Below are 15,086 nucleotides of genomic sequence, written 5' to 3'. Positions count from 1 at the left end.
CTAGACGCAGCCGCCTGTAGTTTGTTGAGCCAAAGCTAGGCCAGCACCCGCAGGCCGGCTTCGCGGTAGCGACCCAGCAGTTCGGCCGGCGCCGCTGGGTCGGTAACCAGCGTGCCCACCAGCGACAGGGGCGCAAACTGCAAGTACTTCTCTTGCTCCAGCTTGCTGGCATCGCAGAGCAGGTACACGTGGCTAGCCCCTGCGGCCACGGCCAGGCTGATACTCGCCTCTTGCTCGCTGTTGGCGCTCAGCCCCCGTTGCAGCGACAGGCCATCGACGCCCAGAAACGCCTTATCGACCCGGTAGCGCCGCAGGTGCTCGAGGGCCACGGCGCCGTGCACGGCCTGCCGCTCGGCGTCTACTTCGCCCCCGGCAATGACTACCTGCACCGCAGAGCCCACCAACTCGAATAGTACCGGCAGCGAGTTGGTAACCACCCGAATGCGGAGGTGGCGAATGAGCGGGCACAGCGGAAACGTAGTGCTGCCGCAGTCAATGAAAATAGTATCGCCGGCCGCAATCTGCGCGGCGGCTAGCCGGCAAATGTGCTCCTTCTGCGCTTGGTTGACCGTGGTCTTGCGGGCGAAGGCCACGGGGTCTTTGGCCACGCGCGGCAGCACGGCCCCGCCGTGCGTGCGCACCACCAGGCCGCTGGCCGCAAGCTGGGTTAAATCGCGCCGGATGGTGATGGGCGTGGTGCCTAACTCGCCGGCCAGGGCGGCGACTTCTACGCTGCCCTGCTGTTCGAGGCGGGCTAGCAGGTGCTGTTTACGAAGCTCGAAATTCATAGCGGCCGTGTATATTGGCTTAAACAAGCACAAATAAACAGAAACGAACGTAAATGAACACATCCCCTGGCACGAACGAGCGAATTCGCCTACGCGAACAAATCACCCTGTCCAACAACTAGTACACGCTGCGCAAAGTCACGTATGATTTTCAGCGAAAAAATGGCACGTGGGAAACGCAGTCGCGCGAGGCCTACGACCGCGGCAACGGTGCCACCGTGCTGCTGCACAACCCCGCCACCGACCAGGTGGTGCTGACCCGGCAGTTTCGGCTGCCCACCTACGTCAACGGTAACCCCACGGGCCTGCTGATTGAAGCCTGCGCCGGCCTGCTCGACGACGAGCACCCCGACGACGCCATTCGGCGCGAGGTGGAGGAAGAAACCGGCTACCAGCTAGCGGCCGTCGAGCGGGTGCTGGAAGCCTACATGAGCCCCGGCTCAGTCACGGAGCGGCTGTTTTTCTACCTGGCCGAGTATTCGGCGGCCACCGAGCGGCAGGCCGGGGGCGGCGTGGAGGAAGAAGAAATCGAGGTACTGGAGCTACCGCTTGCCCAGGCCCTGCACCTGGTGGCGACCGGCGAAATCCAGGATGGCAAAACCATCATCCTGCTCCAGCACCTACGCTTGCGGCAACTAGCTGCCCAGGGCTAGCCGCCCAATTACGCGGCGCATACGAAGTTCCGCCGCGCCAGCCTAGGCAGCACGACCTTGCCTCCTTTTGCTACCCTAGCCCAGCGAAAACCGCACGTATTTGATGGGCACGCCCACGGCGCGGTACTTGCCCTCAAAGTGCGTCTGGATGGCCTGGGCAGCCGCAAACGCCGGGTCGGTTTCGGCGTAGAGGTCGCGGGTTGCCACCTCGATACGGGCGCCGGGCCGGCTGGCCAGCACTTCCATGGTGTACTCAAACAGGCCCTCGCTATCGGTTTTGAGCTGGGCCACGCCGCCGGGGGCTAGCAGGCTCTGGTACTGGGTGAGGAAGCGAGGCGAGGTGAGGCGGCGCTTGATGTCGCGGTCGCGGGGGCGCGGGTCGGGAAAGGTTATCCAGATTTCGCTCAGCTCGCCGGGGGCAAAGTGCTCGCTGAGCTGATGGGCCAGCAGGCGCACAAAACCCACATTTTTCAGCCCCAGCGCCTCGGCACGAGTGCTGCCCCGCCAGATGCGCTCGCCCTTGATGTCGAGACCCAGAAAATTTTGCTCGGGATGTAGCTGCGCCAGGCCCACGGTGTATTCGCCCTTGCCGCAGCCCACTTCGAGCACCAACGGGTGGTCATTATGAAAGAAATCGCCCCGCCAGTGACCGGCCAGGCGGCCAAAGCTGGGTTTGCCCGGCTCCACGATGTCGGGGCGGGTGGCGTTGTCGGCGAAGCGCTGAAGTTTGATGCGGGGCACGGCGAGCGATTATTTTGAGCGAAAGGGCTGCAAAACTACGGCCCGGACCTACTTCTTGGGTTCGGTAACCCGGTCCTCCTCCACGCCTTCTACTACCCCACCCACATACTTACCCACGATGACGCTGACCACGAACAGGTCGTAGAAGTGGCCTAGCAGCCCCAGCAGCACGGTAGCTTTACGGGCCACGTTGGTCAGGGGCACGATGTCGCCGTAGCCCACCGTGAGCAGGGTTATAAAACTGAAGTAGTTGAGTGCCTGTACCGTACTCGGCTCGGGCGGGACATTGGCAAAGGCCCCGGGCTGCAACACTTCGATGAGAATAAACAGGAACGTGCCCACCATACCCAGCAGCACGAAGCCGCACATGGTAGCCGCCAGCAGCTCGGCCGATACGCGCCCCGCGCTCAGCACTTTACGAAATATGCGCAGCGTAACAGCAAAGCAGAACACGCTGTATGTCAGGCCCGTGTAGGAGCGCACCGATGGCCAGCCCCGCAGCTGGGCGGCCCCTTCCAGACCCAGCACCACCAGCAGGCACACCAGCAGCAGCCAGGGCCGCTCTTCGGCAAACACCAGCACGCCCACGGCCATGTTTTGCAGCAGCAGCGCGACAAACACGAGCGGGTCGGCTGCGGCCGACGTGAATCCCGAGCCGAGCACCAGCACCAGCAGGCTGGCCATCAGCAGCTTGTAGCGGTGCCGGGTAAGCTGGGCATAGGGGCGGCGCAGGTAGCTCATGCGAAGAAGGCAGGCAATAACCGGCCGCAAACATACCGGCTAGCCCGCTTGCTCATACAGCTCGGCCACTTCGGCCACCACGAAGGTGCTGCCGCCGATAAAGACCACGTCATCGGGGCTAGCGGCGGCGCGCGCCGCCGCCACGGCCGCCGCCACCGGCCCGTAGGCCCGCCCGCTAAGGCCCTGGGCCGTGGCCAGGGCCGCCAGCTCCTCGGCCGGCAGGGCCCGCGGAATATCAGCCTGGCAGAAGTAGTACGTGGCCGCGCGCGGCAGCAGGGCCAGCACTTTAGTCACGTCCTTGTCGTTGACGGCCCCGATAACCAGGTGTAGCTGCCGGTGCGGCACCCTGGCCAGCTGGGCCAGCACCAGGCGCAGGCCGCCCTCGTTGTGGCCCGTATCGGCCACTACCAGCGGGTGCTGCCCGATAATGCTCCAGCGCCCGCGCAGGCCGGTAAGGCGCGTCACGTCGCGCAGGCCCCGCCGCACGGCTTCTTCCGGAATAGCGAAGCCCTGGGCGCGTAGCTCATCGAGCGTGGCCAGCACGCCGGGCAGATTCAGGCGCTGATAGTCGCCAAGCAGGCCTAGCGCAAGGCCGTCGAGGTAGGGCTGGCCGTCGCGCGTCACCTCAAGTAGTTGCACGGCCTCGGCCCCGGTGGGGGCCGGCCCGGCCAGTTGGGCCGCGTAGCGCGTATCGGCAAACAGCAAGGAGCTAGCCTCCTGCTGGGCTTTGGCTGCGAACACGGCCGCCACCTCGGGCTGGGTCTGGCTGACAACCACGGGCCGGCCGAGCTTGATGATACCGGCTTTCTCGCCCGCAATTTCGGGCAGCGTGTCGCCCAGCATGGCCTGGTGGTCGTAGCTGATATTGGTGATGAGCGACACGAGCGGCGTGATGATATTGGTCGAGTCAAGGCGGCCCCCCAGCCCCACTTCTACCACTGCTACATCCACTTGCTCGGCGGCGAAGTAATCGAAGGCTAATGCCACGCACATCTCAAAAAACGAAGGCAGCACCTGAGCAAACAAGCCCTGGTGCCGGGCCACCCACTGCACCAGGTATTTAGGGGCCAGCTCCTGGCCATTCACCCGAATGCGCTCGGTAAACTCACGCAGGTGCGGCGAGGTATAGAGGCCCACCTTATAGCCCGCGCTTTGCAGCACGGCCGCCAGCATGTGCGAGCTTGACCCCTTGCCGTTGGTGCCCGCCACGTGCACACTCCGAAACTTCGCTTCGGGGTGGCCCAGCGCTTCGGCCAGGGCCAGTGTATTGCCCAAGCCTTTCTTGAAGCCCGCTGCCCCTACGCGTTGGTACATCGGGAGTTGTGCGTAGAGCCAGGCCAGGGTTTCAGGGTAGTTCATAATAATCGATTCTTAATGATGGACAGACAAAACAAGAACGTCATGCTGAGCTTGCCGAAGCATCTCTGCCGCGCCGCTAGGGTACTAACCCAACGATGCGGCAGAGATGCTTCGGCAAGCTCAGCATGACGTTCTTTTTTCTATGCTTAACAGTCCCCTACTTAACGGTGAAGCGGAACGTATAAAAACCCGTAGCTCCGCCCGCGCCTGCGTTTGTTTTCACGAAGTTGGCGTCGAGCAGTTTATCACGGCAAAGCTTTTCCTGAGCCGGCGACACGTTACCCGATACTTTCGTTACGGATTCTACCTCGCCATCATCGGATATTTTAATCTTGAAGCGAATCACGCCCGGGGTGTCGTCCAGGGCTTCCACTACGGGCTGGCTGTCGAAGCGCCAGCCGCTCATTTCGAGGCCGCCCCCGCCACCACTGCCGGGGCGCGAGCCGCTGCCCCCGCTGCCCGGCTCGCCGTACAGGGCCTTGGCGTTCAAGGAGCCCCTAGGGTCGCCCTGGTCGCCCACGGTGCCGGGGTGGTCGCCGTTGCTATTGCCGGTGGGCGCGCTGCTGGTGCCGTTCACGCCGTTGCCACCGGCCGTGCCGCTGGCGCTGCCCTTGGGCGTGTAGAGCGTGCGCGGCTGCTCGCGGGGCTTAGGCGTTTCGCGCACCACCTCGGGCGCTGGCTTGGGCGCGGCTTTCTCCACGGGCGGGGCAGTGGCGCCAGCGTCTTCAGCCTCGCTGGTAATTACTTTTTCCTGGGCCGCAGGCTGTGCCGGGGCGCTGGCCTCCACGCGGGGCTGGGCGGGCTGCGGTGTGGGGTTGGGCTGCGCGGCGGGCGGGCGCGAGTCTTCCTTGTTTTGCGAGGCGTTAGCAGTGGCCATCGTCTGAATGTCGCCCGAGCCGGCCTCGTCGAGGCCGTAGTTTAATTCCACGCCATCGCCACCCAGCAGCTCAAGCGGCGGGTTAGGACCATTAAACTTGAGAAAGAAACAGAGAAGGGCTAGCACCAGCACCACGGCCGCCGTAATGCCGAGGGCTTCGCGCCGGTGCTCTTCGGGATAGTCGAGGGCCATGTCTATTGAATTATAAATTATGAGTTATGAATTAGGTGCAGAAACTACTAATCGCTGAACCGGGAGAAGCAATTCATATTTTATAACTCATCATTCAGAATTATTTTCCGGCTGCCTGCTGGGCCTGGGTGGCCATCACCATCTTCAGCTTCAGGCGGTTGCCTATTTCGAGCACATCGACAAGCTTTTGTACATTCAGGCCGGCATCGACGCGCAACACCACGCTGGGCTGGGCCTCGGCAGGCTGGCCGGGCACGAGCAGGGCTTGCAGCTCGGGCTCGAGGGTAGTAGCCGTCACGGGCTTTTTATTCACGAAGTACTCGCCGGCAGCATTGATACTCACCGTGATGGGCTGCTTCATTACCTGCTTGCTGCTCTTAGCATTGGGCAGTAGAAGCTTAATAACGTTGGGGTTCACCATCGTGGACACAATCAGGAAGAACAGCATCAGGAAGAACATGATGTCGTTCATCGAGCTGGTTTCGACGTGCGAAGAAGCGTGACGGCGGCGGGAGAGATTCATTTTTGAGCTATTAGCTTTTGGCTGCTAGCTGCCAGCTCTTTTACTGCGCACCTTTTAAAGGGCTAACAGCTAATAGCTAACACCTAACACCTCAAAAATTAATTATCCTGAAGGATATCCATAAACTCGATGGCCGAGTTTTCCATGCGGAAGACCATACGCTCGACCAATATGCTGAGCCAGTGGTAGCCGATGTGGGCAATGATGCCCACGATGAGGCCGGCCGCCGAAGTCACCATCTTGGTGTAGAGGCCGCCCGCAATCTGGGTGATGCCAAACTCGCCGCTGCTGCTGATGGCGTAAAATATTTTGATAACGCCGATAATCGTACCTACAAAGCCCAGCATGGGCGCAATACCAGCGATGATGCCCAGAATACTGATATTCTTTTCGAGGCGGGCAATTTCTATCTTTCCTACGTTCTCTACGCTCGCTTCAATTTCAGTGATGGGTAGGCCAATGCGGCGCAGGCCTTTCTCCACCATGCGGGCCAGCGGCGAGGGGTTTTGGGCGCAGTAGAGCTTGGCGCCCTGCAAGTCGCCCTTCACCATGAGCGCCCGAATGCCGCTCATAAACGACTCGGGGTTGCCCCCGGCACTGCGAATGGTGAGGTAGCGCTCGGCGATGATATAAATTGACACGATGAGTAGCAGGAAAATGGGAAGCATTATCCAGCCACCTTTCAGAATCAGGTCGATAAGTGAAAGGCCGGGCGCGGCATTGGCCATCGCGTTGGCATGGGCAGCGGCGGTATCAGTGGCTACCGACGTAACGGCAGCGCCAGCTTGCAGCAGAAGAACGGACATTCAGCGGAGAAAGGTGAGCGGAAAACGAGGGAGCGCTAGCCCCGCCGGAGCAGGCCAGCGGATAAAGTTTAGTAAGGAAATACAGACAACCCTTTGTCAATGCGCGGATTGCGGCGCAACTGATTAGCCGCCATCTGTGCCGTCGGACGGTCGGCATAATCGGCGGCTGACAGCCGGTAGTGGCGCGTGCCCGGATACGGCAGGATAATCTTGGCATTGGCGTGCCCGGCGTGCAGCAGGTTGCGGCGGCCCTGCTCGGCGTGGGCCATCGAGCCGTAGGCAGCCACTACCAGGTAATAACGGCCAGTGCGGCTTTTAATTGCGCTGCCCGTGCCGGCAGTAGTCGTTAATGCAGTAGCGGGGGCTGCGGCAGCCAGCGGCTTAGGAGCGGCCATTGCCTTGGTTGCCAGCGGCTTGGATACCACCGGCTTAACGACTGCTACTTTCGCAGCTACCGGCTTGCTGACTACTGGCTTATTGGCTACGGTTGGGCTGGTAGCCGGCGCGGCCGTGGGAGCCGGCGGGCGCGGTGCGGTCATTGCTGCGGCGTAAGACGTCGTTAGCAAGGCCGGCGCCGTGCCAGCTTTGCGCATGGCCAGGGGCACGGGCTTGGCGATGTTGCTCTCGTCGGCCAGGGCAATGGCGGCGGCGGCAGGCACCTTACGGGCTTTGCCGCGCGGGCGCACGGGGCTCTGTGCGGGGTGTCGGGCCAACAATGCCTCAACCGGGTCGGTTTGGCCCGGGGCCTGCTGCGACGGTGCAAGCCTGGCCGCTACGGCGGGGGCCGCCTTTAGCGCGGCAGGCGCTGCTTTCTTTTCTACCGCAGCTGGCTCAACAGTCGGCTCGGCTATCGGGCTGACAGACGCTGCCGCTACTTCAGCTGGCTGGTTGGCGGGGGCCTCCGGCGCCGAGAAGCTGGGCTGGGCCAGCGCGGCTTGTTGCGGCGCGGCCGGGCCAGCGGCCTGCTCCCAGCGGGGCAGGTGGCTTTGCCAGGCGGTGGGCAGCACCGTGGGGTGCAGGTTCAACAGATATAGACCTGCCACTGCCAGGCCCGCCAGCAGGCCAATAGCAGCGCCGGGCACGGCGCGCCGCAGACGCACCCCGCGGCCGGCGGCGCGCAGGCGCGGCACCAGCTGGGCCTGTTGCTCGCGGGCCAGGCGGGCATCGGTCACCGACACGGGGTGCACCGTGAGCTCGGGCAGGCCAAAGGCCGCGGTGAGTAGGTTATCAGTGCCGGTGTATTCAAACTGCAAGCCGCGGCCCACCAGCTGCCGAAATACGCCAATGCCCGGCAGCTCGGTGTGCTGCTGGGTTTGCAGGTCGCGGTGCAGGGTAGCTACGGCCTGGCGCAGGGCCTCGCGGGCCTCAGCGGCGGGCAGCCCCAGGTGCTGGCGCAGCACATCCACGAGCAGACCATCGTTGCGGGTAAGGGCCTGGTTGAAGGCTACTTGCCGGGTGGGCGGGCTCAGTACGTGGCGGCCGCCGGGCTGCACCCGGGCCGGCGTGTACTCGGCCACTAGGCCCCCAAAATCCGGAATAATCACGCAGTCGTGGTCGCGGAGCAAAGGGCGTAGGTGGTCGGCTAAATTCATCGGTAAAGGCTTGGGCGAGCGGGCGGGGAATAGGTTAGGCGGCTAAAGTTAGGGCAGGAAAAAGCCAATTACCTGGCCGAGACTCACTTTTTTTGTGCAACTTAGTCGACTAGGCGCTTAAAATGAATAGGTTACCCCACCTATCACGTTGATACCCTGGCTTTGGTAGTTGAGGTAGCGCTGGTAGTGTCGGTTAGTGAGGTTATTCCCCAGGGCAAAGATGCTGAACTTTGGCGTGATGCGGTAATCGGCCCGCAGGCTCAGGTCGATAACCGAATTGGTCTGGCGGTCGACGGCGGTGCGCGGGGCGGGTACTGGCAGCGTAACGCCGGGCACGTAGCCTACGCCATAATTAGCCGAGTAGTAGTAAAAATTGACCCCTAGCAGCAGCTTGTCCGAGGCATTATAGGTGCCATACAGCGTGCCCAGGAAGGCCGGGCGGCCATAAGCCTGCGCCAATGACTTGACACCGTAGTGGTTATAGTCGGCCTTGAAGCCGACCCGTACCTTCTCGCTGGCGCTGTAGAGGGCCTCGGCGTGCACGTTCACCACGTTGATGGTGGTGCTGTCGTACACGAGGTCAAACTTGCTGCTGTCGGCCAGCGAGTTGCGGTAGAAGTACAAATTGCGCGAGCGCCCGAAGGTGGCGCGGGCCGCCAGTTCCAGCCCACTCACCGGGGTCGAGGTAAAGCCGCCGTACACCGTGGGGCCGGCGTGGGTGTCGGCCAGGGTTTGGCCGGGGGCTAGCCAGGGGTTTTCCTGGCTCAGGTCGTAGCGCGTGACGCGCTGGATGGCCCCGCCCAGGCCGGCGTAAAGCTGAAATTTCTCGGGCACCACGGCGTAGCCCACGCGCACGGCGGGGTTAATCATGCCTTTGCCCACGCCGTAAAGGGCGTCGCTGCTGTAGCCTAGCGTGGCCCCCAGCGTGAGACTGAGGCCGGTTTTACCGGTCAGCTCGTAGGCCGGAGTGGCTTGGAAGAAGTTGCGGGTGCGGCTCAAGTCGCCGGACTGGCCCACGAGCCCTAGGGGCTGTTTTTCGGAGATAAACGAGCCCTGCGCATCGAGGGTGATGCGGCTGGTTTCGCTGAGCGCATAGCCGGCCTTGGCGTTGAGCAGCAGGTTGTTCTCGCTTACGCCGTAGTGGTCGCCGAAGTACTTGTACCCTAGCCCCACCTCGTACTGCAAGGCCGCATCGGTAGCGCGGTTGCGGGCATAGGCGCGGGCGCCGAAGCGGGTGAAGGTCTGCTTGATATCGTCCGGGTTGGGCTCGGTGGTGAGCTTGCTGCGGTCGTAGCCGTAGAAGTGGTAGGTATCGCGGGCAAAGTCGAGAGCAGCGCCCACGGCAGCGCGGCCCAGGTAGTACTCGCCGGTGGCCGTAGCGCTGGTAAGGCTAACGCCCGAGTTCTGGCCATCGACGGGACCGTTTTTCGAGCTGTTGTGGCGCACGTCGAGACCGTAGCTGTATTGCTCGTTGCGGGTCGAGTGCAGGTGGGCGCGGCCGTAGACCGAGCCGTAGTTGCCCAGGCCTAGCTTCACGTAGTTGCCGGTGAGGGGCTCCAGCTCTTCCTGCGCCACGGTGAGCACCTGCACCGAGGGGTTGAGGCGGGTAGCGGGCAGTCGGAAATCGGGGTAGGTATACGTGACCTGGCGCGTAGGCTTGGGCGGCGGGGCTAGCCGGATTTTCTCGAAGTTGCGCGTGGCCTCGGGTAGGGTGTTTACCCGGTCCTTCACTATCTCAATCTCAGCATCCTGAATGGTGCCGCGCGCCTTGCCCTTGCCGGGCTGGCCCTGCGCATGGGCTCCAAATACCACCGTGCCGCTCAGGCCGGCAGCCAGCAGCAGCGGCCGCCCGGCAGCGGCAGTAAAGCTTGATTTTATCACCTGTAAACGTTTCATTAACACAGAATTTATACCAGCAAGCTGCTAACCGATTTAGGGCCGGGTGCCGGGCTTACGCGGCGGCGTTTTGGCAGGGGCCGGCTTGGTCGAGGCCGGCGTCTTGGCCGGCGCAGCGGGGCTAGCCTTGGCGGGAGCCGTCTTGCCAGGCGTCGGTTTAGCCGGCTCCTCGGCAGCCGGGGCGGGCGCGTCGTCGCTGGCGGGCAGGGCCTTGAGGCGCTGGCGGGCGCCCTCGATTACCTCGGCCACCGGGAATTTGTTGTCGATAACCGAGTTCAGCGTGGCGCGCGCCTGGAAGATGTCGCGCTGGGCGGTGTACACATCAGCCAGCAGCAAAAAGGCGCGGCCCTGCCACAGCTCGTAGGCACTGTAGTTGGAATTGACCTTGAAGGCTTCGGTAATGGCCTCATCGTACTTCTTCTGCTTAAAGAGCACTTCGGCCAGGGTGTACTGGGCCTCGGCCCCGGTGGCATCGCTGGGGGCAGCGGCCACGGTGGCGGCCAGCTCAGTAGCCGCCTGGTCGAGGTTGCCGAGCTTGAAATCGGCCTTGCCCTGGTAGAGCAGCGCGGTGTTGGTGGCGTTGGCGGTGGCGCCGGCTAGCCCCTGCAAATCGGTGGCGGTGGCGCGGGCCTTGGCATAGTCGCCGCCGTCGTAGTAGGCGCGCAGCAGGCCGAGCGTGGCGGTAGCTACCTCGCGGCGGTTGCTGGAGGCGGTGCGCAGACGGTCGTAGTACTTGATGGCCTCGGGGTAATTCTTGTTGTCGAGCTCGAGGTCGGCCACGCGGCCCACGGCGCGGTTCACAAACTCGCTCTTGTTCTCGGCCACCACTGCTTTGAGCAGCGGCAGTGCCTGGGTTTTGTCGCCGGTGCGCAGGTACGAGTCGGCCAGGATAAAGCGGGCGTCGGGGGCTAGCGCATTGTCGGGGTACTGCTTGAGGTAGGCCTGCACGCGCGGCAGCGCCTGGCTGTACTTCTCGGCCAGGTACAGCGACTTGGCGGCCTCAAACTCGACGCTCTCCGTGGCCTTGCTGTTGGGATTCTGGGCCTTAAAATTGGCCAAAGCCTGGTCAAACTCCTCGGTGCGACCGAGGGCCGTCAGACTTTCCTGCAAGCTGTAGAGGGCCTGCTGGGCGGCGGCGCTGCGCGGGTAGTCGGTCAGCACCTTCTGGAAGTCGGCCACGGCCTTGTCCTGCTGCTCCAGGTTGGCGTAGGCCACGCCCCGGCGCTGGTAGGCATCGGGCAGGAGGCTCGACGTGGGCCGGTTCTGAATGAGGCGCGTGAAGCCCTCGGCCGCCGGGCCGTAGTCGCCGGCCTGGAAGTCGAGCTGGGCCTGCTGAAACACGGCCTGCTCGGCGTAGCGCGAGTCGGGGTTGCTCTTGAGCAGGGAAGCCAGGGTCTGGCTAGCTTCGTCTTTGCGGCCGAGCAAACCCAGGGTCAGGCCCTTCTGGTAGTAGGCATAGTCCTTGTCCTGGGCATTGGCCTGGATGACCTTATCGTACAAATCGAGCGCCTGCTGGTAGTTTTTAGCTATGTAGTAGGTGTCGGCCAGGCGCAGGGTAGCGTCGTAGTAGTTGGGGTCGGTGGGCTTGGCCGCCGGGTCATTCAAGAACGCCTGAAATTGGGGCCGGGCCTTGTCGTACTGCTTGGTGTTGTAGTAGGCATACCCCAGCCCGTAGCGGGCCAGCTGCACGTACTGAGTTTCGTCGTCGCTTACGCCGCCCTGGCGGGCCGAGCGGGCGGCAGCGGCGTAGGCCGTGATGGCGTCGGGGTACTGCTGGCCTACCGAGTAGATTTCGCCGCGTAGCACCTGGGCGGCGGCGCGCAGGGCATCGTCCTGCGGGTACTTCAGGCTCTTGTCGAGCAAGGGCAGCGCCTCGCCGTACTTGCCATCGTTGTAGAGCGTGGCAGCCTGCGAATAGGCAATGCGCTGGTACGTGCCGTTGAGCTTGTCGCCGCGGTCCTCCCCTAGCCCTTCGAGGTAGCTCAGGGCCTCGGCGTAGTCGGTGCTCGACAGGAAGCCGTCACTGAGCAGCTGGTCTACCACGGGCTGGTTTTTCGAGCGCGGGTACTTCTTGCGGAAGTCGCGCAGCGCAGCGATTACCTCGGGCAGATTGCCCAGCTCGTACTGCACCTGGGCGTACTTGAGGGTGGCATTTTCCGACAAATTCTTTTGCAGCGTGCTCTGGCGGGCGGCGTCGAAGGCGGCCAGCGCGGCCGTTTTCTGCCCGGCCTGCAAGTAGCTCAGGCCGAGGTGGTAGGCCGCATTCTGCCCGAGCGAGTCGCGGCGAGCGGCCACGTTCTTGAGGTTGGCGATGGCGTGCGGATAGTCGCCCTCCTTGTAGTTGGCAAAGCCGATTTTGTATTGCAGGCCAGGGTCGATTTTGCCCTTATGTGCTGCCGCATACTGGTCGAAGTACTGGCCAGCCTGCTTGTAGTCCTGCTTCTGGTAGAAGGCATCGCCCACGAGCAGCTGAATCTCGTCGGCGCTGGTGGGCGGCGGCGTTTGCTGCAGGGCCTTGGTGGCGTAGCCGATGAGGCCGTCGTAGTTGCCCTCGCGGTAGTAAATCTGGGTCATGATGGCCGGCACCACGCTGCGATAGGCGTCGTTTTCGGCGGCCACGAGCAGGTCTTTGCGCGCCCCGGCATAGTCGCCGGCCCGGAAGGCCAGGTAGCCGGCGTAGTACGAGCTGGCGTAGCGATACTGGCTGCTTTCCTGCTTGTTGCGGTCAAACAAGATGCGCGCCTGGTCGTATTCCTTGAGCTGAAAGTGGCTGTAGCCCAGCTTAAAATCGGACTCGGCCCGCTGGCTGGCGCTCAGATTGCCGGGGGCTACTTTCTGAAAGTAGGTGCTGGCCTGGGCGTAGTTCTGCTGGTCGTAGTAAAACTTAGCCAGTTCAAAATACGCTACCGCCGCGCGCGGGTGGGCCGGGTGCAGGCGGGCAAAATCGAGGATGAGGCCTTCGGCGTCGGGGTGCAGCAGGTAGAGGCCGCTCACGGCGTAGTAGTACTCGGCATCGGCCAGGCGCTCTTGCCGGCCCGTGATGGCGGCGGGGCCGCTCTGCTCGCCGGCGGCGGTGGCACCGCGCTGCATATACTGCTGAAAGGCCTGCTGAGCAGCGCCGTACTGCTTTTTATCAAACAGGTCGAGGCCTTCCTGGTAGTAGCGCTCGTCGGCGGCGAAGGCCTGGGTAAGCTGGGCGTGGGCTAGCTGGGGCTCGGCCGCGGCGGCGCCCAGCAGGGCGGCGGCCAGCGTAAGCCGGGGGGGTAGCTTCATGAGGAGAGCAGCGGTTCGGTGGGGCGGGCGGGGCCAAACGGGGCCTCGGCCGCGAACGGTCAAAAGTAGCGAGAAAACGCGGGCTAGGGTCATTATCGGGCCTAACCCCTGGTGAAGGCAACGTAAAGTGGAGCTGATTTGGTACGTGGCCGGGGTTTGCCAGGCAGCCAGCAGCAGCTGCGCCAGGCCGGGGCTAGGCGCGCACCCGCCGGGAGTACGCGCCAGCGTTTTCTTTGCCGCATGGATTTCAAGCTCGAACTCATTCCCGTGCCGGTAGCCGACCTCGACCGCGCCAAGCAGTTTTATCAGGAGCAGGTCGGCTTTCGGCTCGACCACGACGTGCGGCCCGGCGGCGCCGTGCGCGTAGTGCAGCTCACGCCGCCGGGCTCGGGCTGCTCAATCGTGCTGGCACAGGGGCTAGCGGGCCTGGCCATGCCGGCTGGCTCGCTGCGGGGCCTGCACCTGGTGGTGGCCGACATCGGTCAGGCACGGGCCGAGCTGGCGGACCGGGGCGTGGCCGTGGGCCCGGTGCAGGATATGGGCGGCGTAAAATATGCTGCCTTCAGCGACCCCGACGGCAATGCCTGGGTGCTGCAAGAGCTGCTGCGCCGCCCGGTGGCCAGCTAGGGGCCGCGGTGGTGGGCGTACCTTGCTCTATCATTCGGTAGAAAGTGTCTGTGCCCAGCTTGCCCGTCATTCGCGTGTCGCACCTTACCAAGCGCTTTGGGGCGCAGGTAGTGGTCGATGACATTTCCTTTGAAGTAGCCGCTGGCGAAACGCTGGTGCTGCTGGGGCCCAGCGGCTGCGGCAAAACCACGCTGCTCAAAACCCTCAACCGCCTCATCGAGCCCGATGGTGGCACCATCGAGCTCAATGGCCACGATGTGCGCCGGCAGGCGCCCGAGGTGCTGCGGCGCGGCATCGGCTACGTCATTCAGCAGGTGGGCCTGCTGCCGCACTACACCGTGGCCCAGAATATCGGCGTGGTACCGGGCCTGCTAGGCCTCCCCGCGGCCCAAGCGGCCGCCCGCACCACCGAGCTGCTCGAGCGCGTGCACTTGCCGGCTGCCCGCTTCGCGAACTTGCTGCCGGCCCAGCTATCGGGCGGGCAGGCCCAGCGCGTGGGGCTGGCCCGGGCCCTGGCCGCCGACCCGCCCGTGGTGCTGCTCGACGAGCCCTTCGGCGCCCTCGACCCCATAACCAGGGCCGCCGTGCACCGCGATTTTCGGGAGCTCGACGAGCTGCGCCGCAAAACGGTGGTGCTCGTGACCCACGACGTGCAGGAAGCCTTCGAGCTAGCCGACCGCATCATGCTGCTCAATAATGGCAGGATTCAGCAGCTGGGGCCGCCCCGCGAGCTGCTGCGCCAGCCGGCTAATGGCTTCGTGCGCAGCTTCTTCCAGGCCGAGCGTCTGGCCCTCGAAATGCGCGTGACCACGCTGGCCGAGGTGCTGCCTTACTTACCTACGGAGGGGCTAGCCCCGGCCGATGCGCCCACCCTGCCCCCCACGGCTAGCGTGCACGAGGCCGTGGCCTTGCTGAGCGAAACCAGCGCGGCAGGGCTACGCGTGAATGGCACCACGGTGATGCTAGGGCCGCTGCTGGCGGCTTTTGGTCAAGCGCTTGGCTAGCCGGGCAGCAGCGC

General features: G+C 63.8%; 13 protein-coding genes. 3 read left to right on the top strand and 10 right to left on the bottom strand.

Features of this window, described 5'->3' with window-relative positions:
• Positions 1 to 35: 35 nt before the first annotated feature.
• Positions 36 to 788: a DeoR/GlpR family DNA-binding transcription regulator gene (locus J4D99_RS05035; protein ID WP_208130623.1), complete on the bottom strand. Its 753-nt coding sequence runs from the start codon at positions 786 to 788 to the stop codon at positions 36 to 38.
• Positions 789 to 916: 128 nt separating this feature from the next.
• Between J4D99_RS05035 and J4D99_RS05030 the strand changes: the two genes are divergently transcribed.
• Positions 917 to 1,441, top strand: a complete 525-nt coding sequence (locus J4D99_RS05030; RefSeq protein ID WP_236018545.1) for an NUDIX domain-containing protein — start codon at positions 917 to 919, stop codon at positions 1,439 to 1,441.
• A gap of 75 nt (positions 1,442 to 1,516) precedes the next feature.
• On the opposite strand, the gene trmB is transcribed toward J4D99_RS05030, so the two are convergent.
• The 9 genes from trmB to J4D99_RS04985 all read right to left on the bottom strand — a co-directional run bounded on the left by trmB (position 1,517) and on the right by J4D99_RS04985 (position 13,441).
• On the bottom strand, positions 1,517 to 2,182 hold the full coding sequence (gene trmB / locus J4D99_RS05025; RefSeq protein ID WP_208130622.1) for a tRNA (guanosine(46)-N7)-methyltransferase TrmB: 666 nt from the start codon (positions 2,180 to 2,182) through the stop codon (positions 1,517 to 1,519).
• 48 nt (positions 2,183 to 2,230) lie between these two features.
• Positions 2,231 to 2,923 carry a potassium channel family protein gene (locus J4D99_RS05020; protein WP_208130621.1) on the bottom strand — a complete coding sequence of 231 codons (693 nt, stop codon included), beginning with the start codon at positions 2,921 to 2,923 and terminating at the stop codon, positions 2,231 to 2,233.
• 39 nt (positions 2,924 to 2,962) lie between these two features.
• Positions 2,963 to 4,282, bottom strand: coding sequence for a bifunctional folylpolyglutamate synthase/dihydrofolate synthase (locus tag J4D99_RS05015; protein ID WP_208130620.1), 1,320 nt, complete (start codon positions 4,280 to 4,282; stop codon positions 2,963 to 2,965).
• 157 nt (positions 4,283 to 4,439) lie between these two features.
• On the bottom strand, positions 4,440 to 5,351 hold the full coding sequence (locus J4D99_RS05010; RefSeq protein ID WP_208130619.1) for a hypothetical protein: 912 nt from the start codon (positions 5,349 to 5,351) through the stop codon (positions 4,440 to 4,442).
• 100 nt (positions 5,352 to 5,451) lie between these two features.
• Positions 5,452 to 5,874, bottom strand: coding sequence for an ExbD/TolR family protein (locus J4D99_RS05005; protein ID WP_208130618.1), 423 nt, complete (start codon positions 5,872 to 5,874; stop codon positions 5,452 to 5,454).
• A gap of 98 nt (positions 5,875 to 5,972) precedes the next feature.
• A complete protein-coding gene (locus J4D99_RS05000; protein ID WP_208130617.1) occupies positions 5,973 to 6,680 on the bottom strand; it encodes a MotA/TolQ/ExbB proton channel family protein in 708 nt (235 codons plus the stop codon).
• Between the two features lie 68 nt (positions 6,681 to 6,748).
• Positions 6,749 to 8,272 carry an HU domain-containing protein gene (locus J4D99_RS22075; protein WP_208130616.1) on the bottom strand — a complete coding sequence of 508 codons (1,524 nt, stop codon included), beginning with the start codon at positions 8,270 to 8,272 and terminating at the stop codon, positions 6,749 to 6,751.
• 117 nt (positions 8,273 to 8,389) lie between these two features.
• Positions 8,390 to 10,168, bottom strand: a complete 1,779-nt coding sequence (locus J4D99_RS04990) for a porin family protein (RefSeq protein ID WP_208130615.1) — start codon at positions 10,166 to 10,168, stop codon at positions 8,390 to 8,392.
• Positions 10,169 to 10,204: 36 nt separating this feature from the next.
• Positions 10,205 to 13,441: a tetratricopeptide repeat protein gene (locus J4D99_RS04985; RefSeq protein WP_208130614.1), complete on the bottom strand. Its 3,237-nt coding sequence runs from the start codon at positions 13,439 to 13,441 to the stop codon at positions 10,205 to 10,207.
• A gap of 240 nt (positions 13,442 to 13,681) precedes the next feature.
• Here J4D99_RS04985 and J4D99_RS04980 point away from each other — a divergent pair, with 240 nt between their 5' ends.
• A complete protein-coding gene (locus J4D99_RS04980; RefSeq protein ID WP_208130613.1) occupies positions 13,682 to 14,068 on the top strand; it encodes a VOC family protein in 387 nt (128 codons plus the stop codon).
• A 44-nt stretch (positions 14,069 to 14,112) separates the two neighbouring features.
• The gene (locus J4D99_RS04975) at positions 14,113 to 15,072 is read left to right on the top strand and encodes an ABC transporter ATP-binding protein (protein ID WP_345229209.1); all 960 of its coding nucleotides are present in this window, start codon (positions 14,113 to 14,115) and stop codon (positions 15,070 to 15,072) included.
• Positions 15,073 to 15,086: the final 14 nt, after the last annotated feature.

Origin of the sequence: Hymenobacter sp. BT559 (assembly GCF_017571525.1) — a bacterium.
Lineage (GTDB): Bacteria > Bacteroidota > Bacteroidia > Cytophagales > Hymenobacteraceae > Hymenobacter > Hymenobacter ginsengisoli.
Note: the sequence above shows the minus strand (reverse complement) of the source record. Positions and strands in the feature narration are given on the sequence as shown.